Annotated in this window: 26 protein-coding genes and 1 pseudogene; 5 read left to right on the forward strand and 22 right to left on the reverse strand. The window is 60.0% G+C overall.

What is annotated here, in order from left to right; genetic code table 11:
* From ACDZ94_RS00645 to ACDZ94_RS00700, 12 genes are all read right to left on the reverse strand, one after another.
* Positions 1-1,410, reverse strand: coding sequence for a circularly permuted type 2 ATP-grasp protein (locus ACDZ94_RS00645; protein WP_432750935.1), 1,410 nt, complete (start codon positions 1,408-1,410; stop codon positions 1-3).
* Between the two features lie 414 nt (positions 1,411-1,824).
* Entirely contained in the window at positions 1,825-2,166 is a 342-nt protein-coding gene (locus ACDZ94_RS00650; RefSeq protein ID WP_003193463.1) for a ribonuclease E inhibitor RraB, read from the reverse strand.
* 214 nt (positions 2,167-2,380) lie between these two features.
* A complete protein-coding gene (locus tag ACDZ94_RS00655; RefSeq protein ID WP_128588318.1) occupies positions 2,381-2,617 on the reverse strand; it encodes a hypothetical protein in 237 nt (78 codons plus the stop codon).
* A 103-nt stretch (positions 2,618-2,720) separates the two neighbouring features.
* Positions 2,721-3,326, reverse strand: a complete 606-nt coding sequence (locus ACDZ94_RS00660; protein ID WP_064453725.1) for an START domain-containing protein — start codon at positions 3,324-3,326, stop codon at positions 2,721-2,723.
* Positions 3,327-3,367: 41 nt separating this feature from the next.
* Positions 3,368-3,622 (reverse strand): YkgJ family cysteine cluster protein, encoded by a 255-nt coding sequence (locus ACDZ94_RS00665; protein WP_128588320.1) that lies wholly within the window; start codon positions 3,620-3,622, stop codon positions 3,368-3,370.
* Positions 3,623-3,783: 161 nt separating this feature from the next.
* Positions 3,784-4,275 carry a hypothetical protein gene (locus ACDZ94_RS00670; protein WP_064453727.1) on the reverse strand — a complete coding sequence of 164 codons (492 nt, stop codon included), beginning with the start codon at positions 4,273-4,275 and terminating at the stop codon, positions 3,784-3,786.
* 93 nt (positions 4,276-4,368) lie between these two features.
* Entirely contained in the window at positions 4,369-5,808 is a 1,440-nt protein-coding gene (locus tag ACDZ94_RS00675) for a PLP-dependent aminotransferase family protein (protein WP_053257531.1), read from the reverse strand.
* A 251-nt stretch (positions 5,809-6,059) separates the two neighbouring features.
* Entirely contained in the window at positions 6,060-6,875 is an 816-nt protein-coding gene (locus ACDZ94_RS00680; RefSeq protein ID WP_064453728.1) for an OmpA family protein, read from the reverse strand.
* The gene (locus ACDZ94_RS00685) at positions 6,872-7,234 is read right to left on the reverse strand and encodes a DUF4398 domain-containing protein (RefSeq protein ID WP_064453729.1); all 363 of its coding nucleotides are present in this window, start codon (positions 7,232-7,234) and stop codon (positions 6,872-6,874) included. Before ACDZ94_RS00685 ends, ACDZ94_RS00680 begins: the two co-directional genes overlap by 4 nt.
* Positions 7,235-7,243: 9 nt before the next feature.
* Complete coding sequence (locus ACDZ94_RS00690; protein WP_432750936.1) at positions 7,244-8,053, reverse strand: substrate-binding periplasmic protein; 810 nt, start codon at positions 8,051-8,053, stop codon at positions 7,244-7,246.
* Between the two features lie 82 nt (positions 8,054-8,135).
* Positions 8,136-9,065, reverse strand: a complete 930-nt coding sequence (locus ACDZ94_RS00695; RefSeq protein ID WP_432750937.1) for an electron transfer flavoprotein subunit alpha/FixB family protein — start codon at positions 9,063-9,065, stop codon at positions 8,136-8,138.
* A 2-nt stretch (positions 9,066-9,067) separates the two neighbouring features.
* Positions 9,068-9,817, reverse strand: a complete 750-nt coding sequence (locus ACDZ94_RS00700; protein WP_017138339.1) for an electron transfer flavoprotein subunit beta/FixA family protein — start codon at positions 9,815-9,817, stop codon at positions 9,068-9,070.
* A gap of 531 nt (positions 9,818-10,348) precedes the next feature.
* Here ACDZ94_RS00700 and ACDZ94_RS00705 point away from each other — a divergent pair.
* Positions 10,349-12,013, forward strand: a complete 1,665-nt coding sequence (locus tag ACDZ94_RS00705; RefSeq protein WP_432750938.1) for an electron transfer flavoprotein-ubiquinone oxidoreductase — start codon at positions 10,349-10,351, stop codon at positions 12,011-12,013.
* 191 nt (positions 12,014-12,204) lie between these two features.
* Here the strand turns inward: ACDZ94_RS00705 and ACDZ94_RS00710 are convergent, their stop codons facing one another.
* Positions 12,205-13,095 (reverse strand): AraC family transcriptional regulator, encoded by an 891-nt coding sequence (locus ACDZ94_RS00710; protein ID WP_064453733.1) that lies wholly within the window; start codon positions 13,093-13,095, stop codon positions 12,205-12,207.
* A 221-nt stretch (positions 13,096-13,316) separates the two neighbouring features.
* Between ACDZ94_RS00710 and ACDZ94_RS00715 the strand changes: the two genes are divergently transcribed.
* Positions 13,317-14,369, forward strand: coding sequence for an NAD(P)-dependent alcohol dehydrogenase (locus ACDZ94_RS00715; protein WP_432750939.1), 1,053 nt, complete (start codon positions 13,317-13,319; stop codon positions 14,367-14,369).
* Here the strand turns inward: ACDZ94_RS00715 and ACDZ94_RS00720 are convergent, their stop codons facing one another.
* The 6 genes and pseudogenes from ACDZ94_RS00720 to ACDZ94_RS00745 form a co-directional block, all read right to left on the reverse strand.
* The gene (locus tag ACDZ94_RS00720) at positions 14,370-15,173 is read right to left on the reverse strand and encodes an IclR family transcriptional regulator (RefSeq protein ID WP_064453735.1); all 804 of its coding nucleotides are present in this window, start codon (positions 15,171-15,173) and stop codon (positions 14,370-14,372) included.
* Positions 15,174-15,366: 193 nt separating this feature from the next.
* Positions 15,367-16,332, reverse strand: a complete 966-nt coding sequence (gene araH / locus ACDZ94_RS00725; protein ID WP_017138344.1) for an L-arabinose ABC transporter permease AraH — start codon at positions 16,330-16,332, stop codon at positions 15,367-15,369.
* A gap of 17 nt (positions 16,333-16,349) precedes the next feature.
* Positions 16,350-17,849, reverse strand: a complete 1,500-nt coding sequence (araG, locus tag ACDZ94_RS00730) for an L-arabinose ABC transporter ATP-binding protein AraG (protein WP_064453736.1) — start codon at positions 17,847-17,849, stop codon at positions 16,350-16,352.
* Positions 17,846-18,826: a substrate-binding domain-containing protein gene (locus ACDZ94_RS00735; protein WP_064453737.1), complete on the reverse strand. Its 981-nt coding sequence runs from the start codon at positions 18,824-18,826 to the stop codon at positions 17,846-17,848. The genes araG and ACDZ94_RS00735 overlap by 4 nt, the downstream gene beginning before the upstream one ends.
* A gap of 19 nt (positions 18,827-18,845) precedes the next feature.
* Positions 18,846-19,666: pseudogene (locus tag ACDZ94_RS00740) on the reverse strand (SDR family oxidoreductase).
* A gap of 241 nt (positions 19,667-19,907) precedes the next feature.
* Positions 19,908-20,387 carry a GNAT family N-acetyltransferase gene (locus ACDZ94_RS00745; RefSeq protein WP_221295470.1) on the reverse strand — a complete coding sequence of 160 codons (480 nt, stop codon included), beginning with the start codon at positions 20,385-20,387 and terminating at the stop codon, positions 19,908-19,910.
* Positions 20,388-20,576: 189 nt separating this feature from the next.
* On the opposite strand from ACDZ94_RS00745, the gene ACDZ94_RS00750 reads away from it, so the two are divergent.
* The 3 genes from ACDZ94_RS00750 to ACDZ94_RS00760 all read left to right on the forward strand — a co-directional run bounded on the left by ACDZ94_RS00750 (position 20,577) and on the right by ACDZ94_RS00760 (position 22,524).
* Positions 20,577-21,773, forward strand: coding sequence for an MFS transporter (locus ACDZ94_RS00750; RefSeq protein ID WP_262666022.1), 1,197 nt, complete (start codon positions 20,577-20,579; stop codon positions 21,771-21,773).
* 85 nt (positions 21,774-21,858) lie between these two features.
* Positions 21,859-22,206 carry a hypothetical protein gene (locus ACDZ94_RS00755; protein WP_064453741.1) on the forward strand — a complete coding sequence of 116 codons (348 nt, stop codon included), beginning with the start codon at positions 21,859-21,861 and terminating at the stop codon, positions 22,204-22,206.
* Positions 22,207-22,257: 51 nt separating this feature from the next.
* Entirely contained in the window at positions 22,258-22,524 is a 267-nt protein-coding gene (locus ACDZ94_RS00760; protein WP_064453742.1) for a hypothetical protein, read from the forward strand.
* Between the two features lie 278 nt (positions 22,525-22,802).
* Here the strand turns inward: ACDZ94_RS00760 and ACDZ94_RS00765 are convergent, their stop codons facing one another.
* Genes ACDZ94_RS00765 through ACDZ94_RS00775 form a run of 3 tightly spaced genes read right to left on the reverse strand, consistent with a single transcriptional unit; the run spans position 22,803 to position 25,933 of the window.
* Positions 22,803-23,531: a class I SAM-dependent methyltransferase gene (locus ACDZ94_RS00765; RefSeq protein WP_221295471.1), complete on the reverse strand. Its 729-nt coding sequence runs from the start codon at positions 23,529-23,531 to the stop codon at positions 22,803-22,805.
* A gap of 25 nt (positions 23,532-23,556) precedes the next feature.
* Positions 23,557-24,474 carry a PfkB family carbohydrate kinase gene (locus tag ACDZ94_RS00770; protein ID WP_432750940.1) on the reverse strand — a complete coding sequence of 306 codons (918 nt, stop codon included), beginning with the start codon at positions 24,472-24,474 and terminating at the stop codon, positions 23,557-23,559.
* Positions 24,467-25,933 carry a purine-cytosine permease family protein gene (locus ACDZ94_RS00775; RefSeq protein WP_064453745.1) on the reverse strand — a complete coding sequence of 489 codons (1,467 nt, stop codon included), beginning with the start codon at positions 25,931-25,933 and terminating at the stop codon, positions 24,467-24,469. Before ACDZ94_RS00775 ends, ACDZ94_RS00770 begins: the two co-directional genes overlap by 8 nt.
* Between the last annotated feature and the right edge of the window lie 36 nt (positions 25,934-25,969).

Genomic DNA, 25,969 nt, shown 5'->3' on the forward strand with positions numbered 1-25,969 from the left:
TCAGTCCTCGACCACCCAAGTGTCTTTGGTGCCGCCGCCCTGGGACGAATTGACCACCAGCGAGCCTTCGCGCAGCGCCACACGGGTGAGGCCACCGGGAACGACGCGGGTTTCCTTGCCGGACAATACAAACGGCCGCAAGTCGATATGTCGCGGCGCGATGCCGTTTTCGACGAAGGTCGGACAGGTGGATAAACACAGGGTCGGTTGCGCGATATAGGCGTGGGGCTTGGCCTTGATACGGGCGCGGAAGGCTTCGATTTCCGCCGCCGTGGAAGCCGGGCCGACCAGCATGCCGTAGCCGCCAGAGCCTTGGGTTTCCTTGACGACCAGGTCCGGCAGGTTGGCCAGCACATGGGACAGTTCATCGGGCTTTCGGCACTGAAACGTCGGAACGTTCTTCAGAACCGGCTCTTCATCCAGGTAAAAGCGGATCATCTCGGTGACGAAGGGGTACACCGACTTGTCATCCGCCACCCCCGTGCCGATCGCATTGGCCAGTACCACATTGCCCGAGCGGTATGCCGCGAGCAGGCCAGGCACGCCCAGCATAGAATCCGGGTTGAAGGCCAGCGGGTCGAGGAATGCGTCGTCGAGGCGCCGGTAGATCACGTCCACTGCCTTGGGGCCGTCGGTGGTGCGCATGAATACGCGGTCATCGCGTACAAACAGGTCCGCGCCTTCTACCAGTTCCACGCCCATCTCCCGGGCCAGGAAGGCATGTTCAAAAAACGCGCTGTTGAAGCGGCCCGGCGTCAGCACCACCACACTTGGATTATCCAGCGGGCTGGAGCTTTTGAGGGTATCGAGCAGCAGGTTGGGGTAATGATCAATCGGCGCAATGCGCTGCGCCGCGAATAATTCCGGGAACAGCCGCATCATCATCTTGCGATCTTCAAGCATGTAGCTGACACCGCTTGGGGTGCGCAGGTTGTCTTCCAGCACGTAGTAAGTGCCATCGCCATCGCGTACGAGGTCGACCCCGGAGATGTGAGAATACAGATCGCGGTGCAGGTCCAGGCCCTGCATCGCCAGTTGGTATTGCTCGTTGGCCAGCACCTGCTCGGCGGGGACAATGCCGGCCTTGATAATGCGCTGGTCGTGATACAGGTCGGCGAGAAACATGTTCAGCGCCTTGACCCGTTGAATACAACCACGCTCGACAATCCGCCATTCACTCGCCGGAATACTGCGCGGGATGGTGTCAAAGGGGATCAGACGCTCAGTGCCCTGCTCGTCCCCATAGAGGGTGAAGGTGATACCGGCACGGTGGAACAGCAAGTCGGCCTCACGCCGGCGCTGCGCCAGCAGTTCGGCCGGCGTTTCGGCCAACCAGCGGGCGAACTCGCGGTAATGGGGGCGAACCTGCCCTGCCCCGTCGTACATTTCATCGTAATAAGTGCGGGTCATGCCGTACTCCTTGTCACCCGGGCGCAAGCACTGTCGCAAGGCCCGTGCCATCGGCATAAACACTTAAAAATCAGTCAGTTAAATAACCTGCTAATTCTGACCGCACCTTCCTGGTGCGCAGAATGCTGGCGCTCACGACCCGCGCTTCATCGCAATGCAGGCTTTGACTATCAACAGCATAGTCAGAGTTGATTTCACTGCCCGGCCCCTCCTGCGGATAATCACCCACATCGGCTGAACAGGATTGTTTCCTGAGATTTCAGCGAACCTCTCTTCCCTTTGGGCCACCCTTTTCGGGTGGCTTTTTTTTGCTGCTCGAAAAGTGCGCTGCACGTTCGGGAAATTTCAGACAGCACAAACAAAATCGGCCGACCCAAAGGTCAGCCGATACGCTGTGTTGCTCATAAAATCCAGCTACATGGGTAACCCACGCACCTCCTGCTTGACGCCCCACCCTTCGATGATTCCGCCCAGCGGCTCGACCACCGCTTCAAAGTCTTGCTCGAAGTCTCCTATACCGTCGTAGGTTGCGAACATGATTTTGCTCAGCTCCAGGTACCAGGCGCCATCATCGCGCGCGCTGACCTGGGCATTCAGGGATTCCCCACGAAATCGACCCGCAGCCCTTCGCGCCCGTTCCTCATCCGGGAAAATGGCGTAGAACTCGATGGGGTGAAAACGCGAGAAGTCGAAGCCGCCCTCTTTCATGCGGCGCAGTACGTTGGTGCTGATGTCTTCTTGATAGGCTGTGCTCATGAAACGTCCTCCTCAAACCGATGGATAGACTTTCCGTGCTTCCCGAAGCCCGCGCCCTACTGGCGCGGGTACTACGGCAATGACATGACCGCGGGAAAACAAGCATGTAGCTGACAAGACCAGACCTTAGCGATTCATTCGCTGATCTCAGTTGCAGAGTAGCGCGAAGCTATCACCTCCACCAGAGGTGGTTTGGATGCCATACAGGGAATATTCAGGCGGCGGGGGAGATGTCGAGAATCTGAATACTGTTCTGATCCTTGAGGATCTTGACCGTAGGCTCGGGCTTGCGGCCCTCAAGGTCATTAAGATCGAGTTCGGCGGCTACGGGCACCAGCTTGTTGCGAATCATGTGTGCCGCATCTTCGAGGCTGGGTTTTTGTGCGCAGGTGAACTGCTCCACGGACTGTACGCCGTGATCATCAACGAAGGTAATCTGCCACTTTTGCATCGGTGCCTCCTCGATAAAACCCGTGTGTGGGCTTACACATATCTGGACCTTGAGGGACCGGCAAACGTTCCACTCAAGGCCGGAGGCACCTGATCAACTGCGCTTATTTTTCAGCGTGTTCTTTCAAGGCTTTCAAGGTGTTGAACGGCGCGTCCACCACAAACTTGTTGGCCAGCCACGACGGCACACTGCCACCTGGCTCGGTGTGCACCTGGTAGGTGACTTCGGTCTGGTTGTCGCCTTTTGGCACCAGTTTCCAGTAGCCATCTACCTGGGCGACACGCACGTAGCCTTTGACTTCCGGCTGGTAGGTCGGCACTTCCAGCAGTTTACGGGTCACAGTGCCATCGGCGGCCTTCGACGTGGTGATTTCAAGGATCGAATCGCGGTCGGTCACTGGGAACGGTGCCTTGAACTGGGTGTAGGTCCAGCTCTTGTCACCTTCGGTCTTGAGCAGTTTTTGCGATTTGCATTCGTGAATCCACGAGCAGGCACCGGCCACGTCTTCCTGCAGGGCCTGGATCTTGGCGACGGGCGCCTTGATCAGGGCCACACCGCGATATGCCTTGTATTTGGAGCCGGCAATTTCGCTCAGGGACACCTTGATACCGTCTTCGTCCTTGGCCACTTGCCAATCTTCAGCCTGGGCAGTGGCTGCAAATAACACCGTAAAACCGCACAACACAGCCATTCGTTTCAGCGAACCCATTGTTGTATTCCTTATTGTTGAAGTTCCGATAGTAAAGCCCATCAAGCCGCCGTCATTTGCTCCCACCAGCCGATCAACCGGATCGCATCGGCTTGATCGTTGCCACAAACCTCAAGGTCTGCCTTGAAGTCACTGCACACCGCCGGTCGCTCCGGTTGCCCGAACAGCAGGCACAGCTGTTCGACCGACAGATGCAGGCAGCGTTCGCCTGCCGGTTTGCCGTGGGGCATTCCAGGTAATGGCGAACTGATGGAGGGGGCGATGCAGCAAGCGCCACAGCCTTCACGGCATTTCATGACCAGCAGGTCCTCGACGACTCAATGTGGATGGCCGGGCTAGAGTACGCCCTTAAACAGCCGTTTTAAAATGGTCTAACAGGGGTTTTTCGCACAAAACAAAAGTGACTGACCAGTCTGCGACAAATGGTCGATGGCCTGCGTCACCTTTGCGGGAAAATTTATTGCTTGAATTCGAAATCGAGCGCGGCGCCTTCAATATCGCGTCGTTCTTCACTGCGCAGTTGCAGCTGCATCTGGTTGCTGAGCAGGCGGCCATTGATCTGGAACGCGCTGTCGTCGGTGGGTTTTTCAGCAAACATGGGCGGTAACAACGGCACGCTCTTCGGTTTAGGCATGGTGCCAATGGGCTGCAAATGCCTGACCATTTCCGTCGGCAGGGACAAGTCCAACTGTGCCGGTGGCAGTTTGGTCTGGGCTATTTCGTGGGCAGACTTGGATTTGCTCGCGACCGGTGCGCGTTTTTTTATTACTGCAGGTTTCTTCTTGGCTGCCGGAGCCTTTTTAACCGGCGCCGGCTTCTTCGCAGGGGTCTTCTGTTCGGTACTGGCAGCGGGCTTGCCGTCAGTCACGGGAGCCGCCGCCAGCACCGAGCCGGCATTGCACAGGCTTAGCAGGCCAATCACCACAACAGTGCGAAAAATAGAGGTCATATCGCCAACAGCATTAACGGCAGAGAGCCATATGCTCGCTTTTTGTGCGTGGCATGACAAGTCTGGTGATTCGCCAGCCCGTCTTGCCCCCCTTCAAAAACCGGCCGCAGTTTCCTGACACAACTGGTTGGCCAACATCCCCAGCGTCATCAGTGCCCGCTCTGCCTCGCGGTTCCACGGCGTGCCGCAGTTAAGACGAATACAGTGATTGAACTGTTCCGTATTACTGAAGATCACCCCCGGCGCGATGCTGATGCCCTGCTGCAGTGCACGCACATGCAGTTCCTGGGTATTGACCCGTCCCGGCAAACTGACCCACAAAATGAAGCCGCCCGTCGGGCGTGTCATCTGTGTGCCCTCCGGAAAATACTGCTGCACCGCCAGCTGGAAAGCACTCAGGTTCTTGCGGTACTCCTGGCGGATGTAGCGCAGATGCCGATCATAGCCACCGTTCTCCAGGTACGCCGCGACCCCCATCTGGGTGACGCTGCAGGCCGAGTGGGTACTGAACATCTGCAACCGCTGGATTTCCTGTTGATACTTGCCGGCGATCATCCAGCCGATGCGCACACCCGGGGACAAGGTCTTGGAAAAGCTTGAGCAATAGATCACCCGGTCCAGGCGGTCATAGGCTTTCAGCGCCTTGGTGCGGCCCAGTTCGAACATCAGCTCGCCGTAGATATCGTCCTCGACGATCTGAATATCAAAATCCGAGGCCAGGCGCAGCAACTGTTTCTGGCGCTCTTCGGGCATGGTCGCGCCCAGCGGATTACTCAGGCGCGTAGTCAGCACCAACGCCTTGATCGACCATTGGTTGGCTGCCAGTTGCAGGGCTTCAAGGCTCATGCCGGTGGACGGGTCGCTGGGGATCTCGATGACTTTGAGGCCCAGCAGATCCGCCAGTTGCAGCAAGCCGTAATACGTCGGGGACTCGGCGGCAATCAAGTCGCCGGGACGGGTCAGCACACGCAAGGACATCTGCAACGCATCGACACAACCGTGGGTAATCACCACTTCGGAGGGGTCCACAACCACGCCGGCATCGCGCATGCGAATTGCCACCTGGCGCCGCAGCGGTTCAAAGCCGGGGCTGAACATGTAGCTGAACGCCCGCGGGCTCTGAAAGCGCGTGACCTTGGCCAACTGTTGATGCAGCGCCCGTACCGGCAAGTAGTCGACACTCGGTACCGCCGCGCCGAGTGGGAACACACCTTCACGGCGCGACTCGACCAATACCTGCTGGATAATGCTGCTGCGGGTGACCAACCCCGGGCGTTCAACCCGCGCGATGTCCGGCGTGGGCGCCGTGAGTGCGGGCGTCTGGTGCACGTAATAGCCCGACTGCGGCCGCGCCCGGATCAGCCCCTGGTCTTCCAGGTTGGCGTAGGCCTGCAACACCGTGGCATGGCTGACGTTGAGCTGTGAACTCATCTTGCGCACCGAAGGCACGCGCTCACCGGGTTGATAGACACCGCGCCGGATGTCCTCAGCCAGTTGCTGGGCGATACGTTGGTAAAGCAACAGATTGGTCATGACGCAGCACTCGATTTCACGGGTATTTTATTTTTGTGTGAAACATACCGGCACAGTTTAGAAGTGTACGGGGACAGTTGCGAGAATAGTCGAGCGCGAGCGGCAGTGATAGAAAAAACTGTAAGGTGTATACAGAACAAAAATGTGGGAGCGGGCTTGCTCGCGAATGCGGTGTGTCAGCCAATGAAATGTTGACTGATACTCCGCATTCGCGCGCAGGCCCGCTCCCACATTTTATTCGGCGACAGGCTTCAGCGCGCAGCGCCTAACTGGCCTTTCTCATCGGAGAACACAATTTCCACACGACGATTCTGTGCGCGGCCCCGCTCGGAGGCGTTGACCTCCACCGGGTACTGGTCGCCGTAGCCTTCAACCTGGATGCGTTTTTCGTCGATCCCCAGGTCCATCAGCACGTCGGCCACGGCCTGCGCACGGTCGCGGGACAGCTTGAGGTTTTCCTGTTCGCCGCCGGTGTTGTCGGTGTAGCCCTCGATGCGCACCACGCGCTTGGGGTTCAATTGCAGAAACTGCACGATCTTGAGCACGGTGCGGTTGGCCGAGTTTTGCAGCTGCGCGTCACCGGTGTCGAACAGCACATCGCCCAAGGTCATGACCAGGCCGCGATCGGTCTGGGTGGTGGTCAGGCTGGCGATTTGCTCTTCAAGCCACTTGCCTTGCTGCTGCACACTGGCCAGCTTGTTTTCACGCAGGGCCAGTTGCAGGCGTTGGCGCTCCAGTTCGAGCTTGGTACCGCGCTCTGCGTTAAGGCCTTGCTCGGTGTGTTCGCGGGCGATGGCACTGTAGCGCTGGCTCAGGTAGGCGTAATGCACCACGTCGGCACCGCTGCCCCAATAGCTGGACAAGCGATCGGCGCGGGCCAGGGATTCACCGGCGCGAATCACATCCTTGGGCGCGAAGCGCAACACGTTGGAGTCTTCCTTGACCTTCTGGAAGTCACTGCCGGCCTGCTGCAACGCCTGCTCGCTATTGGGTTGGCTGGCGCAACCGCCCAGGGCGGCGCTGCTCAACAGCAGCACACAGCTCAGACCACGGATCATCGGGCTCATTGGGCTTCTCCCAACTGCAATTGCTTGCGCAGGCGAGTGATGCGGGTATTGAGCACGTTCAGTTGCTCCTGGCTCTTGCGGGTCAGAATTTTCGCTTCGGCGAGGCGCGCGTCCAACTCGGCCTGTTCGGCCCGCATACGCGCATGCTTGTAGGATTGGTCAGCCATATCGGCCTGGGCCCTGGCGAACTTGTCTTCGGCCAGTTTCAGTTCCGGCGACTCATCGGTGCTGGCACCCACGGCGCCGGCCTGTTCCAAGGCTTGCTGGGTGAGGCGTATTTGTTCATTCGGCGCAGGATCGGCTGCACATCCCGCCAGAGCGACAACGGCGAGGGCCGCGAAAAGAGGTCGAAGAGTCACTGTAAATCCTTACTTTGCTGGGGTGCCGACGGGTTGCTGCAATTGCGCTTTCCAGCGTTCGAGGTTGCGCTGCAATGCGGCTTGCGCGGCACCGGACGCGGGCAATTCTGTCATCTTTTTGGCCAGCTGTCCGCGCAGCCACGGATCATTGCAGGCGGAGTTGTGGGAAATCGCCAGGTACAGGCCAGGTTGATCGACGGGCACTTCACGCGCGATCAGGTCGTTGCTCATGCCCAAGGTCTGGGCCATGGCCATCCCGGAATAACGTCCGGCAAGCACATAGTCGACCTCCCCCAGCAGCAGTTTCTGAAAGGCCGGCGTCAAGCTGGGCAGGCGTTGCAGGCTGAGTTGCTGGGCGGCGAAGGTCTCGAAGCCGGCACTCAAGCGCGCGCGTTCGGATACCGCGCCCTTATGGCCGTGAAGGTCGGCGGCCGTGGTGTAGGGCAACGGCGAATCCTTGCGGGTCCAGACCAGGTAATCGATCTGTACCAGCGCCGGGTGGATGTAGTCGAGGGTTTCCAGTTCGCCGAGGTTCAGCGGTGCGTCCGCGAGGATGTCCACGCGCCCGCTGCGCACTTCATCCAACGCCAGGGAGCGTTTACCACCGTAGAGCAGGTCGATTTTAAGCCCCAGATCCTTGCCCACTTGTTGCAGCACTTCGGCGGTGGCACCGATCAGGTGGGTCGGGTCTTGGGGGTCGCGCCACAGCAGCGGCGGTGCATCCGGGCTTCCGGTAATCACCAGGCGATCACATTTGCCGGCGGCCAGCGCCAGGCTTGGCAGCAGCAACAGAGCCAGCAATACGGGACGCAAATCCATGGCAATTTCTCCAGGTTGAAAAAGGGCGCGCAAAAAAAAGCCCGGTCACTCGACCGGGCTCTTTATAAGTGAAGCGGCTGGATTAGACCAGCTTCTCCAACTCAGGTACGGCTTCGAACAAGTCCGCAACCAGGCCGTAATCAGCCACCTGGAAGATCGGTGCTTCTTCGTCCTTGTTGATCGCAACGATCACTTTGGAGTCTTTCATACCGGCCAAGTGCTGGATCGCGCCGGAGATACCGACCGCGATGTACAGCTGTGGCGCAACGATTTTGCCGGTCTGGCCGACCTGCATGTCGTTGGGTACGAAACCTGCGTCGACGGCCGCGCGGGAAGCGCCGACCGCAGCGCCCAGCTTGTCGGCCAGGGCGTACAGGTGCTTGAAGTTGTCACCGTTCTGCATGCCGCGACCGCCGGAAACGACGATTTTGGCAGCAGTCAGTTCAGGACGATCCGACTTGGCCAGCTCTTCGCCGACAAAGCTGGAAGTGCCAGCGTCGTGAGCAGCGGAGACGGCTTCAACGGCAGCCGAACCACCTTCAGCGGCAACCGGGTCGAAGCCGGTGGCGCGCACGGTGATCACTTTGATGGCCGCGGTCGATTGCACGGTGGCGATGGCGTTACCGGCGTAGATCGGGCGCTTGAAGGTGTCGGCGCTTTCTACCGAGATGATCTCGGAGATCTGGTCAACGTCCAGCTGCGCAGCAACGCGTGGCAGGATGTTTTTGCCGTTGGAGGTGGCAGCAGCCAGGATGTGGCTGTAACCAGCGCCCAGCTCTGCTACCAGCGGAGCCACGTTTTCCGGCAGTTGGTGAGCGTAGGCGGCGTTGTCGGCCGACAGTACTTTGCTCACACCAGCGATTTTCGCCGCGGCTTCAGCCACGGCGCCAGCGCTTTGGCCTGCTACCAGTACGTGAATGTCGCCACCGATTTTCGCAGCAGCAGCCACTGTGTTCAGGGTGGCCGGGGCCAGCACCTTGTTGTCGTGTTCTGCGATTACCAAGATAGTCATTTTTAGATTACCTTCGCTTCGTTTTTCAGTTTCTCGACCAGTTCAGCCACCGACTTGACCTTGATGCCTGCGCTGCGTGCAGCCGGCGCTTCGACTTTAACGGTCTTGTTGGTGGAGGCGGTGGAAACGCCCAAAGCTTCTGGAGTTACCGACTCAAGCGGCTTCTTCTTGGCTTTCATGATGTTTGGCAGGGACGCGTAGCGCGGCTCGTTCAAACGCAGGTCGGTAGTGACGATAGCCGGCAGTTTCAACGAAACGGTCTGTGCGCCGCCGTCGATTTCACGGGTAACAGCAACGCTGTCGCCGCTCACTTCGACTTTGGAGGCGAAGGTGCCCTGGCCGTAACCGGTCAGCGCAGCCAGCATCTGGCCAGTCTGGTTGTTGTCGCTGTCGATGGCCTGCTTGCCGAGGATCACCAGCTGAGGCTGTTCCTTGTCGACAACGGCTTTGAGCAACTTGGCAACGGCCAGGGAGGTCAGGTCTTCAGCGGACTCAACCAGGATGGCGCGGTCGGCGCCCAGTGCCAGGGCAGTACGCAACTGCTCTTGAGCAGTGGTCGGGCCGATGGAAACCACGACGATTTCAGTCGCCACGCCTTTCTCTTTCAGGCGTACGGCTTCTTCCACAGCGATTTCGCAGAAAGGGTTCATCGACATTTTGACGTTAGCGAGGTCGACGCCGGAATTGTCCGCCTTGACGCGAACTTTCACGTTGTAATCGACAACGCGTTTGACAGCTACAAGAACCTTCATGGATTCCTCGTTACTCTCCGGTGAAAAGAAAGTCGCCTAGGCGAACCTGGCGGTTGATGCTCATCGGCACACAAGGGCACCTCCAAAAACCTCGGCGTGTGACACAGCGATGGGGGATTGATGACCGTTCGTCAGTAGTGACTGAGAGGTCATTCCTTATCGCGGCGTGTAAACTGCGCGCCATCAATTAAACGCGCGTCACCTGTTTTGCCGTTGCCCTGCTTTTGGACGTGCTCTTGAAACCTGCGGTGTGCCTACGGTTAGCGCAAAACCGACCGTATATTGACCGGAACGCCTATTCTGGTCAATACGCCAAAATAGCCAGTCATAAGCCGCGTTGCTTTGATTTACCTAGCTTCCAAGCAATTCAAACAAACGTTTGTATTGGACGCTGCCAGTGGTGTAGATATAATGCGCCACCTAGAGAGAAAGGTGGGTCATCCCCTGCCCTTTTGCAGCGATGACGGACACGACACCGAACCTCCACCCATTAGAAAAAAAGCCTGTTGAGCCTTGAGTAGGAGATAGCCTGTGGAACGCGAATACATGGAATTCGACGTGGTCATCGTCGGCGCTGGCCCGGCAGGCCTGTCTGCCGCCTGCCGACTGAAGCAGAAGGCCGCCGAAGCCGGTAAAGAAATCAGCGTCTGCGTGGTCGAGAAAGGCTCCGAAGTCGGCGCACATATCCTCTCCGGTGCCGTGTTCGAACCACGTGCCCTGAACGAACTGTTCCCGGACTGGAAGGAACTCGGCGCCCCGCTCAACACCCCCGTGGTGCGCGATGACATCTATGTACTGCGCAGCGCCGACACCTCCACCAAGGTTCCCGACTTCTTTGTGCCCAAGACCATGCACAACGAGGGCAACTACATCATCTCCCTCGGCAACCTGTGCCGCTGGCTGGCCCAACAGGCCGAGAACCTGGGTGTGGAAGTCTACCCAGGCTTCGCCGCCCAGGAAGCACTGTTCGACGAAAACGGCGTGGTCCGCGGGATCATCACCGGTGACCTCGGCGTCGACCGCGAAGGCAATCCAAAAGAAGGCGTCTACACCCCTGGCATGGAACTGCGCGGCAAGTACACGCTGTTCGCCGAAGGCTGCCGTGGCCACATCGGCAAGCAACTGATCCAGCGCTTCAACCTGGACAGCGACGCCGACGCCCAGCACTACGGCATCGGCCTCAAGGAAATCTGGGAAATCGACCCGGCTAAACATCAGCCAGGCCTGGTGGTGCACACCGCCGGCTGGCCGCTGGACATCATGAGCAACGAGAACACCGGTGGCTCGTTCCTCTATCACCTGGAAAACAACCAGGTGGTGGTCGGCCTGATCGTCGACCTGTCCTACAGCAACACCTTCCTGTCGCCGTTCGATGAGTTCCAGCGCCTCAAGCATCACCCGGTTCTGGCTCAATACCTGGAAGGCGGCAAGCGCATCAGCTACGGCGCCCGTGCCCTGGCCAAAGGCGGCATCAACTCGTTGCCGAAGATGGTATTCAAGGGCGGCGCATTGATTGGCTGTGACCTGGGCACCATGAACGTGGCCAAGATCAAAGGCAGCCACACGGCCATGAAGTCCGGCATGCTCGCGGCTGACGCGGTGGCCGAACGTCTGTTTGCCGAATCCGAAGGCGGCGACGAGTTGACCAACTACGTCGACAGCTTCAAAGCCAGCTGGCTCTACGAAGAACTGTTCGCCAGCCGCAACTTCGGCCCGGCGATGCACAAGTTCGGCCCGATCATCGGCGCCGGCTTTAACTGGTTCGACCAGAACATCCTCGGCGGCAAAATGCCGTTCACCCTGCACGACACCAAGCCGGACTACGCCTGCCTGAAGCTGGCCAAAGACAGCAAGCAGATCAACTACCCAAAACCCGACGGCAAGTTGAGCTTCGACAAGCTGAGCTCGGTGTTCATCTCCGGTACCAACCATGAAGAAGAACAGCCGTGCCACCTGAAGCTCAAGGACCCGAGCATCCCGATCAGCACCAACCTGCCGCTCTACGATGAACCGGCGCAGCGCTACTGCCCGGCCGGCGTGTATGAAGTGATCACCAAGGAAGACGGCGAAAAGCGCTTCCAGATCAACGCCCAGAACTGCGTGCACTGCAAGACCTGTGACATCAAGGACCCTTCGCAGAACATTACCTGGGTAACACCGGAAGGCGCGGGTGGGCCGACTTATCCGAATATGTAAGTCGATTGCTTGACCTGAAAGGCTCCCAGACGGGGGCCTTTTTTGTGGCCGGCATAAATCGAATGTGGAACCCGCTTTCTGTGGGAGCCGGGCTTGCCCGCGATGCAGGCGACTCGGTCTGTCAGTAAAACTCAGCGGATGCCATCGCAGGCAAGCCAGCTCCCACATTGACCGAGTTGTATCAACAGAACCTAGGCCGCGCGCTCTTCACCCGGATTACGCAGGAAGTAGCGCTTATATTCGCGACTGAACTGCGACGTACTCTGATACCCCACGCTGTGCGCCGCCTGCGCCACGCCCATGCCTTCTACCAATAACAATTGCTGAGCCTTGAGCAAGCGCAAACGCTTCAGGTACTGCACCGGCGACAACAGCGTGCAGCGTTTGAAATGCTCATGAAACGTCGACGCACTCATGTGCGCATAACCTGCCAGGGTCTCGATATTCAACGGCTCGGCGTAATGGGCATGCAGGTGATTCAACGACGTGGCGATTCGCGAAAACTGCCCCTGCTGCTCCACCAAGGCGCGCAACACATCCGCCTGCGGCCCGCGCAGCGCCGTGAACAACAACTCACGCACCCGTGCCGGGCCCATGATCCGGCTCTCCAGCGGATCGTGCAGGCAGTGCAACAGCCGCTCGACGCACCCGCGCATCGCATCATCGAGCACCACCGAGCTCATCGACTCCAGGGTCTGCGCCGTCGGCGGCGGCCCCGCCTGAATGCCCATGGCCATGACCAACTCGCCCAGCACCACGCGGTCAATGCCAACCGTGACGCCATACAGCGGCGCATTCGGCAGGGCAAAGGTCTCGCATTCGAAGGGCACCGGCATCGCCTGGATCAGGTAGTGCCCCGCGCCATACTCCAGCGTACGCGGGCCCAGATAGGCGACTTTGCTGCCCTGGGCGACGATCATCAGGCTCGGCTCATAAATCTGTGGCCCGCGCGCCACGTCGCAACTGGCGCGCAATACCTGCACGCCCGGCAGGTTCGTCGGGGAAAAACCGTCGCGGGGCGTAAGCCCTTTTATCAAGGCCACCAGCGTGGCGTTGGCGTCGAGATGGCGGGTCAATAACATAAAAGCAGTTCTCGGGAGTTTTCAGATCTGAGCGTCTGCAAGCTTCAAGCCTCAAGCAGCAAGAGAGCGTGCAGTTTATAGCGTGCAGCTTAAGGCTTGACGCTTTTAGCTGCTCCTCCGGAGCTTTAGGCATGAGGTTCGGAGCAATCGCCATGGCCGCAGCCAGGCCGGGCGCGGAGAATGCGCCGCCTCCCTAGTCATTCCTTTTGCGAGGTTTCTTCATGTACACCGCCATCGGTTATGCCGCCCAGTCGGCTACCACTCCCCTCGCCCCCATGTCCTTCGAACGTCGCAGCCCGCGCGCCGATGACGTGGCCATCGAGATCCTCTACTGCGGCGTCTGCCACTCCGACATCCACCAGGCTCGCAACGAATGGGGCATTGCCGTCTACCCACTGATGCCGGGCCACGAGATCGTCGGCAAAGTCACCGCCGTCGGCGCCAGAGTGACCGCGCATAAAGTCGGCGACCTGGTTGGCGTCGGCTGCATGGTCGACTCGTGCCGCCACTGCGACGCCTGCCATGCGGACCTGGAGCAATATTGCCTCGAAGGCCCGACCATGACTTACGCCACCCCGGACCGGGTCGATGGCAGCAATACCATGGGCGGCTACTCCGATAGCATCGTCGTCAGCGAACACTTCGTGGTGAAGATTCCGGCCAAGCTCGACCTGGCCAGCGCCGCGCCAATTCTCTGCGCCGGCATCACCACCTACTCGCCGCTCAAGCACTACGGCGTGAAGGCTGGCGACAAAGTTGGCATTCTGGGTATGGGCGGCCTGGGCCACATGGGCATCAAGTTCGCCAAGGCGATGGGCGCGGAAGTGACGCTGTTCACCCGCTCCGCAAGCAAGGCTGAGGAAGGGCGCCGCCAGGGCGCCGACCACGTGATCGTGTCCACCGACGCCGAGCAGATGAAAGCCGCTGCCGGGCACTTCGACTTCCTGCTGGACACCATTCCGGTGCAGCACGACTTGAACCCCTACCTCGACGTGCTGCGCTTTGACGGCGTGCATATCCTGGTTGGTTTGATCGAGCCGGTGGACCCGCCTGTGAATGCGGCCAAGCTGGTGTTGGGTCGTAAAGTGCTGGCCGGCTCCTTGATCGGCGGTATTGCCGAAACCCAGGAAGTTCTGGATTTCTGCGCCGAGCACAACATCACGTGTGATATCGAAATGCTCGACATCCGCCAGATCAACGAAGCCTACACCCGCATGATCGCCGGTGATGTGAAGTACCGCTTTGTCATCGACATGGCGACCCTGAAGGCCTGATCAGGCCTTTGCGCCCAACTCCGCTGACAGCCGGGCTGCGACCTGTTTGATCACAGGAATCAGCTCGGCCATTTTTTCCAGCGGCATGTAGGGCACGGTACTGGCGATGCTGATGCCGGCGACGATTCGCCGGCTGGCATCGCGCACTGGTGCCGCCACACAGCGGATCGACGGTTCGTTGTCTTCCAGATCGAACGCATAACCCCCCACCACGTATTCGCGCATGCGCTGCTCGAACTGTGCCCAGGATTGCTCCGGGTGCTGCGGCCATTGCAGGCTTTTCCCGCCGGCAGGCAAGCTGACTTCGTACAGACGCTGCCACTCCTCGACCGAATCATCCAGCAGCAACGCCTTGCCGATACCGGTGCGCGCCAACGGCATGCGATGGCCGACCCGCGAGCGCATTTCCGGGCCGTTGCGGCCGGGATTCTTGTGCAGGTAGAGCACGTCGTCGTATTCGCGAATGGCCAGGTGGATGGTGTCGCCGGTCAGCGCCGACAGCTCGTCCAGATAAGGCACGGCCAGGCTCACCAGAGGCAGTTCTTCACGGGCCTGGAAGCCCAATTCGATCAACTTCGGCCCCAGCAGGTAACCGACTTGCGGCACCACGCGCAGGTAACGCTCTTCCACCAGGCAACTGGCCAGGCGGTGGGTGGTGCTGCGGGTGGTGCCGATGCGCCTGGCGATCTCTTTCAGATCCCGCGCACCGGCCGCCACCGCTTGCACCACGCCCAGGCCACGCAGCAGGGTCTGGGTGCCGGTGGGCGCGGCGTCTTTGACGGGGGTGTGGGCGTTTTCCTGCATATCGGGCCTATTGGGAAGTACGAAAACGGCGCCATTATGGCAAATGCTGAACCTCAATACAGTGGAGATCCAATGTGGGAGCGGGCTTGCTCGCGAATGCGGTATGTCAGTTTGCACATCTGCGTCTGATACACCGCATTCGCGAGCAAGCCCGCTCCCACATTGGATTTTCAGTGTTGTTGAGACCGGGTTTCTAACGCTGCTTCATGCGGTCGATAATCACCGCCAGCAACAGGATCGAACCACGGATCACGTACTGGTAAAAGGTGTCGATGTTCTTCAGGTTCATCGCGTTTTCAATGATCGCCAAAATCAGCACGCCGGCAATCACATGGCGGATCATGCCGATGCCACCGCTCAGCGACACACCGCCCAGCACACAGGCGGAAATCACCGTCAATTCAAAACCCTGGCCGATCATCGGCTGGCCCGACGTCATGCGCGACGCGAGGATTACCCCGGCCAAAGCGCCGATCAAGCCGTGCACGGCAAAGATAATGATCTTGGTGCGATCAACGTTCACCCCGGCCAGCAACGCCGCTTCCTGGTTACCGCCGATGGCCATGGTGTTGCGCCCGTAGGTGGTGTAGTTGAGCAGCCAGCCGAAAAACACAAAGCACAGCACGGTGATGATGATCGGCACCGGCACGCCCATCAGTTGGCCGTTACCGAACACGAAGAACCGCTCATCCATCACGCCGACAGCCTTGCCGTTGGAGAAGATGTAGGCCAGACCCCGCACGATCTGCATGGTTGCCAATGTGGCAATCAACGCATTGATGCGCAGCTTGGCGATCACAATCCCGTTGATCAGCCCCACCACCAGGCCCATGGCCAATGCGGCCGACACGCCGAGCACCACGCTGTCGGTGTCACGAATCACAATCCCCGCCACCACCCCGGCGCAGGCAATCACCGAGCCCACCGACAAGTCGAAGTGCCCGGACGCCAGGCAGAACAACATGGTGCACGCGGCAATGCCGACCGTAGAAATCGCCAGGCCCAGGCCACGCATGTTCAGCGGCGAAAGGAAGTTGTCGATAAACAGCGCACTGAGCACAAAGATGCTCAACGCGGCGAGCAGCATCACCCAATCATCCAGAAACTTGCGCTGGTTGAAACCCGGCCAGAAGCCTTTTGCAGTTTTTACCTGGGACATCATTCACCTCGAATTCTTCAAGCCCGCGTACGCGGAAGTGCCAGTTGCAATAGCTGTGCTTCGTCCGCGTGTTCGCGGTTCAACTCGCCGGTCAGCACGCCTTCGCTCATCACCAGGATGCGGTCAGAGATGCCCATCACTTCCATCAGGTCGCTGGACACCACGATCACCGCGATGCCGCTGGCCGCCAGGTTGTGGATGATCTGGTAGATCTCCGACTTGGCGCCGATATCGATGCCACGGGTCGGCTCGTCGAGCAGCAATACCTTCATCGGCATCGACAGCCAGCGACCGAGGATGGCCTTCTGCTGATTACCGCCGGACAGGTACATGATTTTCTGTTGTGCGTTCGGCGTTTTGACTTTCATCGCCTTGATTTGCTGGTCGGCGTTGCCTTTCTCCCAGCCCTCACGCAACAGCCAGCCAAACGTGGAATGGGCACCCCGTGCGCTGATATTGATGTTCTCGGCCACACTGGACAGCGGAATGATGCCCTCCTTCTTGCGGTCTTCCGGACACAGCAGCACACCACCGGCGATAGCGTCACGCGGGGAGCGCAAGTGCAGCGGTTGCCCACACAGTTCGAGTTGCCCGGCCGTGCTGCGCACCAGCCCGCTGAGCAGGCGCAGCAGTTCGGTGCGCCCTGCCCCGACCAGCCCGAACAGCCCAAGGATCTCGCCCTTGTGCACCTGCAAGCTGACCGCTTCACGCAGGCCCGGGCCAAGCAAACCCTCGACCTTGAGCGCCACTTCACCGCGTTCGCGCGGGCGGTAATCGTAGATATCCTGGATGTCGCGCCCGACCATGCACGTCACCAATTGGTCGTGGGTGAGCGTGGCCATGTCGTCAAAGGTGCGCACGAAGCGGCCGTCCTTGAACACCGTCACCGCATCGCAAATACGGAACACTTCTTCCATGCGATGCGACACATACAGCACCACTTTGCCCTCATCGCGCAGGCGCGTGATGATTGCCATCAGCCGGTCGATTTCCCGCGCCGACAAACTGCTGGTGGGCTCGTCGAAGGCAATCACATGGGCGCCACGGGACAACGCCTTGGCGATCTCCACCAGTTGGCGCTGGCCCAGGGACAGCCGCCCGAGCTTTTCCTGCGGGTCGATTTCATCGGCCAGGCCTTTGAGACATGCCAACGCCTGCTTGCGCAGCAGGCCGCCGTTGACCACCCCGAAACGCGACGGCAGATGCCCGAGAAACAGGTTCTCCGCCACGGTCATTTCCGGCACCAGGTGCAGTTCCTGATGGATCACCGCGACGCCGCTGGCAATGCTGTCGGCGGCGGATTTGAAGTCCATCGTCTGCTCGCCGATCTGCACGGTGCCGCTGCTCGGAATGTAGGCGCCGCCGAGGATCTTCAACAGCGTGGACTTGCCTGCGCCGTTCTCGCCCATCAGCGCATGCACCGAGTGCGGCCGCGCTTCAAAGCTGATCTGCGCCAGGGCTTTGACCCCGGGAAATTCCTTGCCGATGCCGTTGAAGCGCAGGGCCGCGCCGGTCATTTCCACAGACCGATTTTGCTCAACTCTTCCTTGAAGTTGGCGCGCGTGATCAGGGTGACGTTATCCAGGGCGGTGAACTTGGCAGGCTCGGTGCCTTTGGTGACCCACGCGAACATCGCGCTGGCGGTTTTGTAGCCCGACGCGTCAGGGCTGAGCAGCATTGAGCCGTAGAAACCGGTGTCGGATTTTTTCAGTTCTTCAATCGCATCGGTGCCGTTGATGCCGACCCCGATCACGTTGGCAGCCTTGAACCCGGCGCTTTCAGTGGCGCGCACGCCGCCCAGCACGGTGCTGTCGTTCATGCCGCCGATGAGCAGGTTTTTCGCGCCGCTGGGCAGTTTCACCAGGGCCGAGTTGGTGGCGTCCATGCTGCCCGGCACGTCGAGGGTTTTCTGTGCGCTGAACAGGATGTGGTCGGCCGGCAAGCCGGCGGCCTTGAGGCCTTCTACCGAACCGTCGGTGCGTTTCTTGCCGGTTTCCAACTCGTCAAAGGTGTTGATGACGGCGTAGGTGTCCTTCCAGTCCCAGTTGCGATGCTTGGCTTCGGTGGCCATGGCCTCGCCTTGTTTCTGGCCGATTTTGTAGGCGTCCAGGCCGACGTAGGGCACGTCTTCCATGGGCTTGCCTTTGGCGTCGACGAAACGGTCATCCACCGCCAGCACTTTCAAACCGTTGAGCTTGGCCTTGGCCATGATCGCAGGGCCCAGGGACACGTCCGGCGGGCAGATCACAAAGCCCTTGGCGCCGTTGGCAGCGAGGGTGTCGATAGCGGAAAGGGTTTTCTCGCCGTCGGGCACGGCGATCTTGATCACGGTGAAGCCCTGGTCCTTGCCGGCTTTTTCGGCGAAGGCCCATTCGGTCTGGAACCAGGGTTCTTCGGCTTGCTTGACCAGAAAGCCGATCTTCACCTCTTCGGCGGATGCAAAGCCGCTGAAAGCGATCGCAAGTGCCAGGGTGCCGAGTGTCTTCTTAAACATGAACCACCTCTTGTTGGATTTAGTCGTGGTACATCACAGAACGCCCGCATCGATCATCAGGCAGGTTGCATTGATAAAAGGCGCCTCGTCAGTCGCCAGGAACAGTGCCGTCATCGCCACTTCTACCGGCTGGCCGATACGCTTGGGCGGGTGCAAATCGAAGGCGCGCTGACGCTCGGCGTGAGGGTCAGGAAAACCGTTCCAGTAATCGACATTGAGCTGAGTTTCGATATACCCCGGGGCGATGGCATTCACGCGGATGCCCTTGGGCGCGTATTCGATGCCCAGGGCGCGAGTGAGCCCGAGCAGGCCGTGCTTGGCGACGGGATAGGGAAAGCAGCCGGGGATGATGTGGCTGGAGTGGGTGGAGGCGATGTTGATGATGTTGCCGATGCCCTGTTCGATCATCAATGGCAACACCGTGCGGCAGCCGAACCAGGCGCCGTCGAGGTCGATGGCGAAACAGCGGCGCCAGTCTTCGTCGGTCATCTGCAGTGGGTCACGGAACACGTTGACGCCTGCGCAATTGACCAGCACATCCACGCGACCAAAGCGCTCAATGGCCAGGTTGACCAGCGACTGCCATTGCTCTTTGGAGGTGATGTCGACGGCTTGCGCGACGATTTGCGCACCGCGTTCGCGCCAATGCGCGGCGACTTTTTCGACTTTTTCGCCCTGGATATCCGCGATCACCAGGCGTGCCTGCTGGGCCTGGAAACAGGCGACGATCGCCTCGCCAATGCCTTGAGCGGCACCGGTGATGATCACCACTTTGTTCTTCAACCGCTCGCCATAGGTAGGCTCGGGGACGGCGGGTAACGACAACGGTTGGGGCTGCATCGCTTCACCTGTTTTATTTTTGGTAGTGAGTGCTGATGCAGCCGACTATAAACCCATCATTTGAAATATCTCAATATATAAATTTGCATCCCACATATTGGAATAAAATCAAAAAATAATGTGGGAGCGGGCTTGCCCGCGAATGCAGTGGGTCAGTCAATAAATCATTGGCTCAACGACCGCATTCGCGAGCAAGCCCGCTCCCACATTTTTGATCTTGGGTGCTTTAAGAGAAGTGTTTTCAGCCGATGGCGAAATCGCGCAGCGCGTCACCTTCCATGCGGTAGCGCACCCACTCCTCCTGCGGCTGGGCGCCGATGGATTTGTAGAAGGCAATCGCCGGCTCGTTCCAGTCCAGCACGCTCCACTCAAAACGCCCGCAGCCATTGTCGCAGGCGATCCGGGCCAGGTGGCGCAACAGTTTCTTGCCCGCACCGCCGCCGCGTTGCTCGGGGTTGATATACAGGTCTTCGAGGTACAGGCAGTTGCTGCCCAACCACGTGGAATAACTGAAAAAGAACACCGCAAAGCCAATCGGCAAGCCGTCCCGCGAACAGATCAAGCCATGGGCGGTGGCACCCTCGCTGAACAGGCTGCGCTCGATATCCACCACACTGGCGATCACTTCATGCCGGGCCTTTTCGTACTCGGCAAGCTCGGTGATGAACGTCAGGATCTGCGCAGCATCGCTGGGTACGGCGGGGCGAATCTCGATGGTCATGGGCGAGCCTTGGGCAAATTCAAAGCCCACATATTAAGGCGGTTTGATGACGGATTGCAGTGCAATTTCGCGGTGACTGGGGTGCTTTACTCCGTCGCGCGGTAACCCGAGCACCACCAACCACAGAACAATCCGCCGGGTCGTGCATGGTAAACAGAGCGTATAAATCCAACGATTCGAGACTTGTTCATGCACACCACGCCTGCGGTGGGCGCGAAGACATTCGCGCTGTTCTGCCTTGCCAGCTTCTTGTTGTCGCTGTCCTACGGCTCGACGTTTCTGCTGTCGCTATTGATTCATTCGCGCGGGGGGAACGAGCATGATGCCGGCAGCGTGATTTCCATGGCGATGCTCAGCACGTTCGTGGCGGTGGTTTTTTGCGGGCATTTGGCCGATGCCGTGGGCGCTGCACGGGCTATTGCGGGGATGGGCGTGTTGCTGGTGGTGGCCTGCCTGGGGTTTGCGCTGACGCCGGGTTTTGGTCAAGGCCTGATGCTGTTCGGGCTGTCCTTGGGGTTGGGCTGGGGCGTGTTCTACACCTTGGGTCCGATCATCGTGACACTGCTGGTGGAGTCCCACCAGCGGGCCAAATACTTTGCGCTGCTGTCGGGCAGCATGTTGAGCGGAATCGGTGCCGGCCCTTTGCTCGGGCGAGCCGCCAGTGCATTGGACCTGCCGCTTACAACGGCCTTCTATATTGCGGGGTTGGCCAGCCTCGCCGGCGTTGTGATGTTCTGGCGCATGGGCGCACGCCTCAAACATCACGCGAATGTGCCCACCTCGAAAATTTCCTGGGCTTCCAGCCGCCGAGTGCTGTCATCCAAAGCGGCATTTGCGATCTTGATGGTCGGCCTGGGTGGCTGTGTATTTGGCGGGCTGTCCTCGTTCCAGACCAGCTATGCAGCGGCCCATGGGTTGGACTATTCGCTGTTCTTCGCGGGTTTCCTGAGTGCCGCCATCACCAGCCGCCTGTTGATCGCCGGCCACGTGGTCAAGCGTGACGCCTACCGGGCCGCCTGCGTGTTATCCGGGATCATGCTCGGGTCGATCGCGCTGTTTGCTTTTGGCGTCAGCGGTAACTTCAGCTACCTGCTGGCAGCTGCCATGTTGGGGGTTGGATATGGCCTCACGTATTCGGTGATTAATGGACTGGTGGCCAGCGAGGCGCCGTCCGGCACTACGTCCCAGGCACTGCTGCTGTTCAGCCTGGCGTACTTTATCGGCGTGTTCGGGTTTCCCTGGCTGGCCGGCAAGCTCATCGTCGACTACGGCCTGCCGACGCTGCTGGCGAGTGTGCTGGGCGTGGCCGTGCTCAACTGGCTGATTACGGTGGCGCGATTGATCTGGCGCCAGCGCTCGGCACACAAAATCTTACAGGTAACTTGATACCGTTCGTCGCCATCAAGGCACGAACCAGAAACGGGCGCGGACCAATAAAGGGTAAGGACATTAATCATATGGAGACACCCCCATGAAGAATTCCAAGTTTGCCGCCCTCGCCCTCACCGGCCTGCTGTCTGCCGCCTCGCTGAGCGCCTTCGCCGCGACGTCGTCGACCGGCAAGACTGACCCCGTCGGCAGCCCGCCAAGCCCTGCCACCCAGGAATCCCAGGATTCGATGGGTACCGGCCTCGACACCAATGGTGGCGCGATTATCGACAACGGCGCTGACCCACGCACCAAAGGTGCCGACACCCAGCGTCAGGCACCGGCTGCGGTGGGCAACGGCAAAATGGGCCCAGGTATCAGCAACGAGCCGAAGGTCAATAAAGGCGATGACAACAACATCCCTGGCGCACCGAAACAACCCGCGCCTTGATGCAGCGATAGCACGACTTACACCCGATCATTTCCCAGTGAAGAGGTACACATGAACGTCGATAGAAACCTTGAAAAAGAAGTCCTCACCCGCCTGTTGCACGCCCACCCGAACGGTTTGGGCAAGGAGGTGCTGGATAACTACCGCGGCGAGAAGGAGGTTGCCAGTGTCTTGGCATTCCTGCAGGACCGTGGGCTTATCAAGGATGGGCATGTGACCACCGACGACGCCGGTGAATATTCGTTGAACCTGCCGATCAAGTTGACCGCGTCCGGCGTGGACGAGGCGCGCAAGTTGGAAGGTGAAAGCCGTCACTGATCCATTTTGTCTGGCCTGGCCCTGGCAGCAGGGCCAGTGGGACTAGTGAAATGCCTCTTGGAAGCAAAGCCAAATATACCGCCGCAAAGAAGCGCAAGGCCGCGCGTATCTAGGCCTTGAGAAAGACGGGTTAGACCAGGCTCAGATCAGGCACTCGACACCCATGTGCTAGCGGGCGTGTTCGCGAATGCGGTGGGTCAGTCAGCTGAGATGTCGACTGACACTCGGCATTCGCGAGCAAGCCCGCTCCCACAGGTTGATCCGATTTGCCAGTGAGATCAGCGGTGGGCCGACACCAGCAGCATCATAGGGCGCTCTTGCTCTTCGGCCAGCTCTGGCCGCGCAATCAGGTCCGCCTCGCTTGGGCCCCACTCCTCGATATGACTCAACGCAAACCCCGCCTGAATCAACAGATTGAGCAACGTGCCCAACGTACGGTGCTGTTTGATCACCCCATCGGCCAGCCAGTTGGTGACCCGTGGCCCTTCGATTTGATAGCCATCCAACGGCCAACTTTTTCGGCCTTGATCATCGACCAGCCATCCTGGATTGCGCGGCGACATGAAAATAGGGTGTTCAATGGAAAACACCAGTCGCCCGCCGGGCACCAGCGCCTGGTGGATACGCTCGAACAGGCCCTTGAGGTCGACGATGTAATGGAACGCCAGGGAGCTGTAGGCCAGATCGAATGAGGCCGCCGGCAGGTCAAGCTGCTCCAGGTCGGCAACTGCATAGGTGATAGCGGGCGCCGAGGTCATCTCTTTGGCCCGCGCCAGCATCTTGTGTGACACGTCCAAACCGAGTACATGCGCAGCGCCCTGCTCCTGGGCCCAGCGACTGAACCACCCGTAGCCGCAGCCCAGGTCCACCACGTTCAAGCCAGGCATCGCCGGCAACTGTGCCTGCAACGCAGGCCACTCGGGCGCACCGGCCAGGCCTTCAACCGAGCGGCCCATCTTGCTGTAGCCCTCGAAGAAGGCAGGCGTGTCGTAGATATTCTGAGTCATTGCGTTGCTCCGTGCTGAGTACGCCCTATTCTGCCAACAACGCATCCACTTCGTCAGCCCCGGGCGAAGTCGCCGGGCCCCAGCGCGTGACCGCCAACGCTGCCGCCGCATTGGCCCTGCGTGCCGCTGCAGCGGGCGCCAAGCCCTTGGCCAACCCGGCCAGAAACACACCGGCATGGGCATCGCCCGCGCCGTTGCTGTCCACCGCTTGCACCTTGAACCCCGGCACATGCTCAGCCTTGCCTTGCTGGCTCACCCAGCAACCATTGGGCCCATCGCGCACCACCAGCAATGCTTCGGCAGGCAGGTGGCGATTGAGCGCCAGCAGCGCATCGGCCAGCGTACCCGTGCCGGTAAACGCAAGCGCTTCCGGGCCGTTGCTGGTCCAGATATCGATACGCGGCAGCAAGGCAATCATCAACGCCGAATCCGGCGCCTTGACCAACGGCCCCGGGTCGAACACCACCGTGATTTCACGCGGCAGCGCCAACAGCCAATCGAGCAAGGCCCGGGCCTTGCCTTCGAGCAACAGGCTGTAGCCGCTGACGTACACATAGTCGTCCGCGCGCGGTAATACGCCCGCCAAATCCTCAGCCCTCAAGTCACCTTCAGCGCCGATGTGGGAAATGAAGGTGCGCTCAGTGGTGGTCTCGGTCAGCGACACGCACAAGCCCGTGTCCTTATCGTCGCTGGCATCCTGGGCTATCTCCACACCTTCGGCCTGCATGGCAGCGCGGGCCAGGTCGCCGAAGCGCCCTGCTCCATGGCGCCCCAGGTAGACCACCGGCAAACCATTGCGCCGGGCCGCCGCCATCACGTTGAAGCCACCGCCGGCTTCGAAACTGGCGGATTGCGCCAGTACGTCGCCACCGGTTGCGGGCAAGGTGTCGAGGGCCATGACCAGGTCGACGATGACCTGGCCGGTGTGCAGCAATCTAGACATTGGGGCTCTCTACTAACGCTGAACGACGGTCAGCCGCGCCGCCCAGTACGGCATAAATACCGCCGGCCACCAGGAAGGTGACAATCCAGCCCAGGCCGTTGTGGCCCAGCCAGGAGTCGGACAACGGCCCGGCGAACCAGATGTTTTCGGCGGTAGTGCCGATGGTGGTGAAGCTGAAACCCAACACGATCGCCACAGCCCAGGCGCCGAATGCACGCCACTCCACACCACCGCGGTACCAATAGGCACTGCTTGGGCTCACGTCCAGCAGGTCTTTGGCGCTGTAGTAGTGACGGTGAATCAGGTCGACCACGAAGATCCCGACCCACGCAGTGATCGGCACCGCCAGCAGCGAGATGAAGGTAATAAACGGGCCGTAGAAGCTGTCGGCGATCAGCATGAAGTAAATCGAACCGGCGAAGATCGCCACAATATCAACGATGACCGCGTGTACGCGCTTGACCTTCAAGCCGAGGGTCAAGGTAGTCAGACCCGCCGAATACACCGAAAGGTTGTTGGAGAGCAGCAGCCCACCAAACGCGGTGATCAGGTACGGCACGGCCATCCAGGTAGGGAGCATGTCGCGGATCGCGATGATCGGGTCAGTGGCCGAGGCCAGGTCGTTGTTGCCGACCGACAGCAGGCCGCCGAGGGTGATCAGCAGCACCAACGGAATTCCCGCACCAAATGCGGCAGACGCCACCAGGCGCGCAGCTTTGACGCTGCGGTGCTGGTAGCGCGACATGTCGGCACCGGCGTTGGCCCAACCGATACCGGTGCCGGCGGCCATGGTGCCGACGCCAATGATCATCGCGCTCAGCGGTGCCGGGGTGGCGTTGAACACCGCGCTCCAGTCGATGGTTGCGCAGAGGAAGCCGCCCACCAGAATATTCAAACCGCCGAATACGTAAGTGGCCCACTTCTGAATCACCAGCAGCGTGGCGTGACCCAGGCCGGACACGGACAAGGTCAGCAGCACGAAAATGGCGATGAATATCAGTGTCAGAACCGGTGCACTTTTCGCCTCGACCGGCGAATGAAACAGGATCGAACACAGTGACAGCAGCACGAAGGCAGCGGTGGTGGTGTTGACCGTTTCCCAGCCCAGGCGCGACATCAGCGACACAATGGTCGGGCCGATATTGCCACGCACGCCGAAGATCGCGCGCGACAGGGTCAAGCTCGGTGCACGACCACGCCGGCCGGCAATGGAGATGATGCCCACCACCGCGAAAGAGCCGGCGGCGCCGAGAATAGCGACGATGATTGCCTGCCAGATTGCCAGGCCACGAAACGCCACCAGAGTAGCCCCGAGCGGCAAGCCGAGGATGCTGATGTTAGCGGCGAACCACACCCAGAACAGTTGCAGCGGATGGCCGTTGCACTCGCTTTCCGGGACCGGTTCGATACCACGTGTTTCCAATTGCCCGGCGCTTTGGCCGGAAGAAGGGGTGCTCATGAGGGGTGCTCCTGGTGCCTGTATTGTTGTGGTTGT

The sequence above is a fragment of the Pseudomonas sp. UBT genome (assembly GCF_050915955.1).
GTDB classification, from domain to species: Bacteria; Pseudomonadota; Gammaproteobacteria; order Pseudomonadales; family Pseudomonadaceae; genus Aquipseudomonas; species Aquipseudomonas antarctica_A.

Coding starts and splice junctions, on each gene's coding strand:
- ACDZ94_RS00645 (WP_432750935.1), bottom strand. CDS start 1,410: ATGACCCGCACTTATTACGATGAAATGTACGACGGGGCAGGGCAGGTT.
- ACDZ94_RS00650 (WP_003193463.1), bottom strand. CDS start 2,166: ATGAGCACAGCCTATCAAGAAGACATCAGCACCAACGTACTGCGCCGC.
- ACDZ94_RS00655 (WP_128588318.1), bottom strand. CDS start 2,617: ATGCAAAAGTGGCAGATTACCTTCGTTGATGATCACGGCGTACAGTCC.
- ACDZ94_RS00660 (WP_064453725.1), bottom strand. CDS start 3,326: ATGGGTTCGCTGAAACGAATGGCTGTGTTGTGCGGTTTTACGGTGTTA.
- ACDZ94_RS00665 (WP_128588320.1), bottom strand. CDS start 3,622: ATGAAATGCCGTGAAGGCTGTGGCGCTTGCTGCATCGCCCCCTCCATC.
- ACDZ94_RS00670 (WP_064453727.1), bottom strand. CDS start 4,275: ATGACCTCTATTTTTCGCACTGTTGTGGTGATTGGCCTGCTAAGCCTG.
- ACDZ94_RS00675 (WP_053257531.1), bottom strand. CDS start 5,808: ATGACCAATCTGTTGCTTTACCAACGTATCGCCCAGCAACTGGCTGAG.
- ACDZ94_RS00680 (WP_064453728.1), bottom strand. CDS start 6,875: ATGAGCCCGATGATCCGTGGTCTGAGCTGTGTGCTGCTGTTGAGCAGC.
- ACDZ94_RS00690 (WP_432750936.1), bottom strand. CDS start 8,053: ATGGATTTGCGTCCCGTATTGCTGGCTCTGTTGCTGCTGCCAAGCCTG.
- ACDZ94_RS00695 (WP_432750937.1), bottom strand. CDS start 9,065: ATGACTATCTTGGTAATCGCAGAACACGACAACAAGGTGCTGGCCCCG.
- ACDZ94_RS00700 (WP_017138339.1), bottom strand. CDS start 9,817: ATGAAGGTTCTTGTAGCTGTCAAACGCGTTGTCGATTACAACGTGAAA.
- ACDZ94_RS00710 (WP_064453733.1), bottom strand. CDS start 13,095: ATGTTATTGACCCGCCATCTCGACGCCAACGCCACGCTGGTGGCCTTG.
- ACDZ94_RS00715 (WP_432750939.1), top strand. CDS start 13,317: ATGTACACCGCCATCGGTTATGCCGCCCAGTCGGCTACCACTCCCCTC.
- ACDZ94_RS00720 (WP_064453735.1), bottom strand. CDS start 15,173: ATGCAGGAAAACGCCCACACCCCCGTCAAAGACGCCGCGCCCACCGGC.
- araH (WP_017138344.1), bottom strand. CDS start 16,332: ATGTCCCAGGTAAAAACTGCAAAAGGCTTCTGGCCGGGTTTCAACCAG.
- araG (WP_064453736.1), bottom strand. CDS start 17,849: ATGACCGGCGCGGCCCTGCGCTTCAACGGCATCGGCAAGGAATTTCCC.
- ACDZ94_RS00735 (WP_064453737.1), bottom strand. CDS start 18,826: ATGTTTAAGAAGACACTCGGCACCCTGGCACTTGCGATCGCTTTCAGC.
- ACDZ94_RS00745 (WP_221295470.1), bottom strand. CDS start 20,387: ATGACCATCGAGATTCGCCCCGCCGTACCCAGCGATGCTGCGCAGATC.
- ACDZ94_RS00750 (WP_262666022.1), top strand. CDS start 20,577: ATGCACACCACGCCTGCGGTGGGCGCGAAGACATTCGCGCTGTTCTGC.
- ACDZ94_RS00755 (WP_064453741.1), top strand. CDS start 21,859: ATGAAGAATTCCAAGTTTGCCGCCCTCGCCCTCACCGGCCTGCTGTCT.
- ACDZ94_RS00760 (WP_064453742.1), top strand. CDS start 22,258: ATGAACGTCGATAGAAACCTTGAAAAAGAAGTCCTCACCCGCCTGTTG.
- ACDZ94_RS00765 (WP_221295471.1), bottom strand. CDS start 23,531: ATGACTCAGAATATCTACGACACGCCTGCCTTCTTCGAGGGCTACAGC.
- ACDZ94_RS00770 (WP_432750940.1), bottom strand. CDS start 24,474: ATGTCTAGATTGCTGCACACCGGCCAGGTCATCGTCGACCTGGTCATG.
- ACDZ94_RS00775 (WP_064453745.1), bottom strand. CDS start 25,933: ATGAGCACCCCTTCTTCCGGCCAAAGCGCCGGGCAATTGGAAACACGT.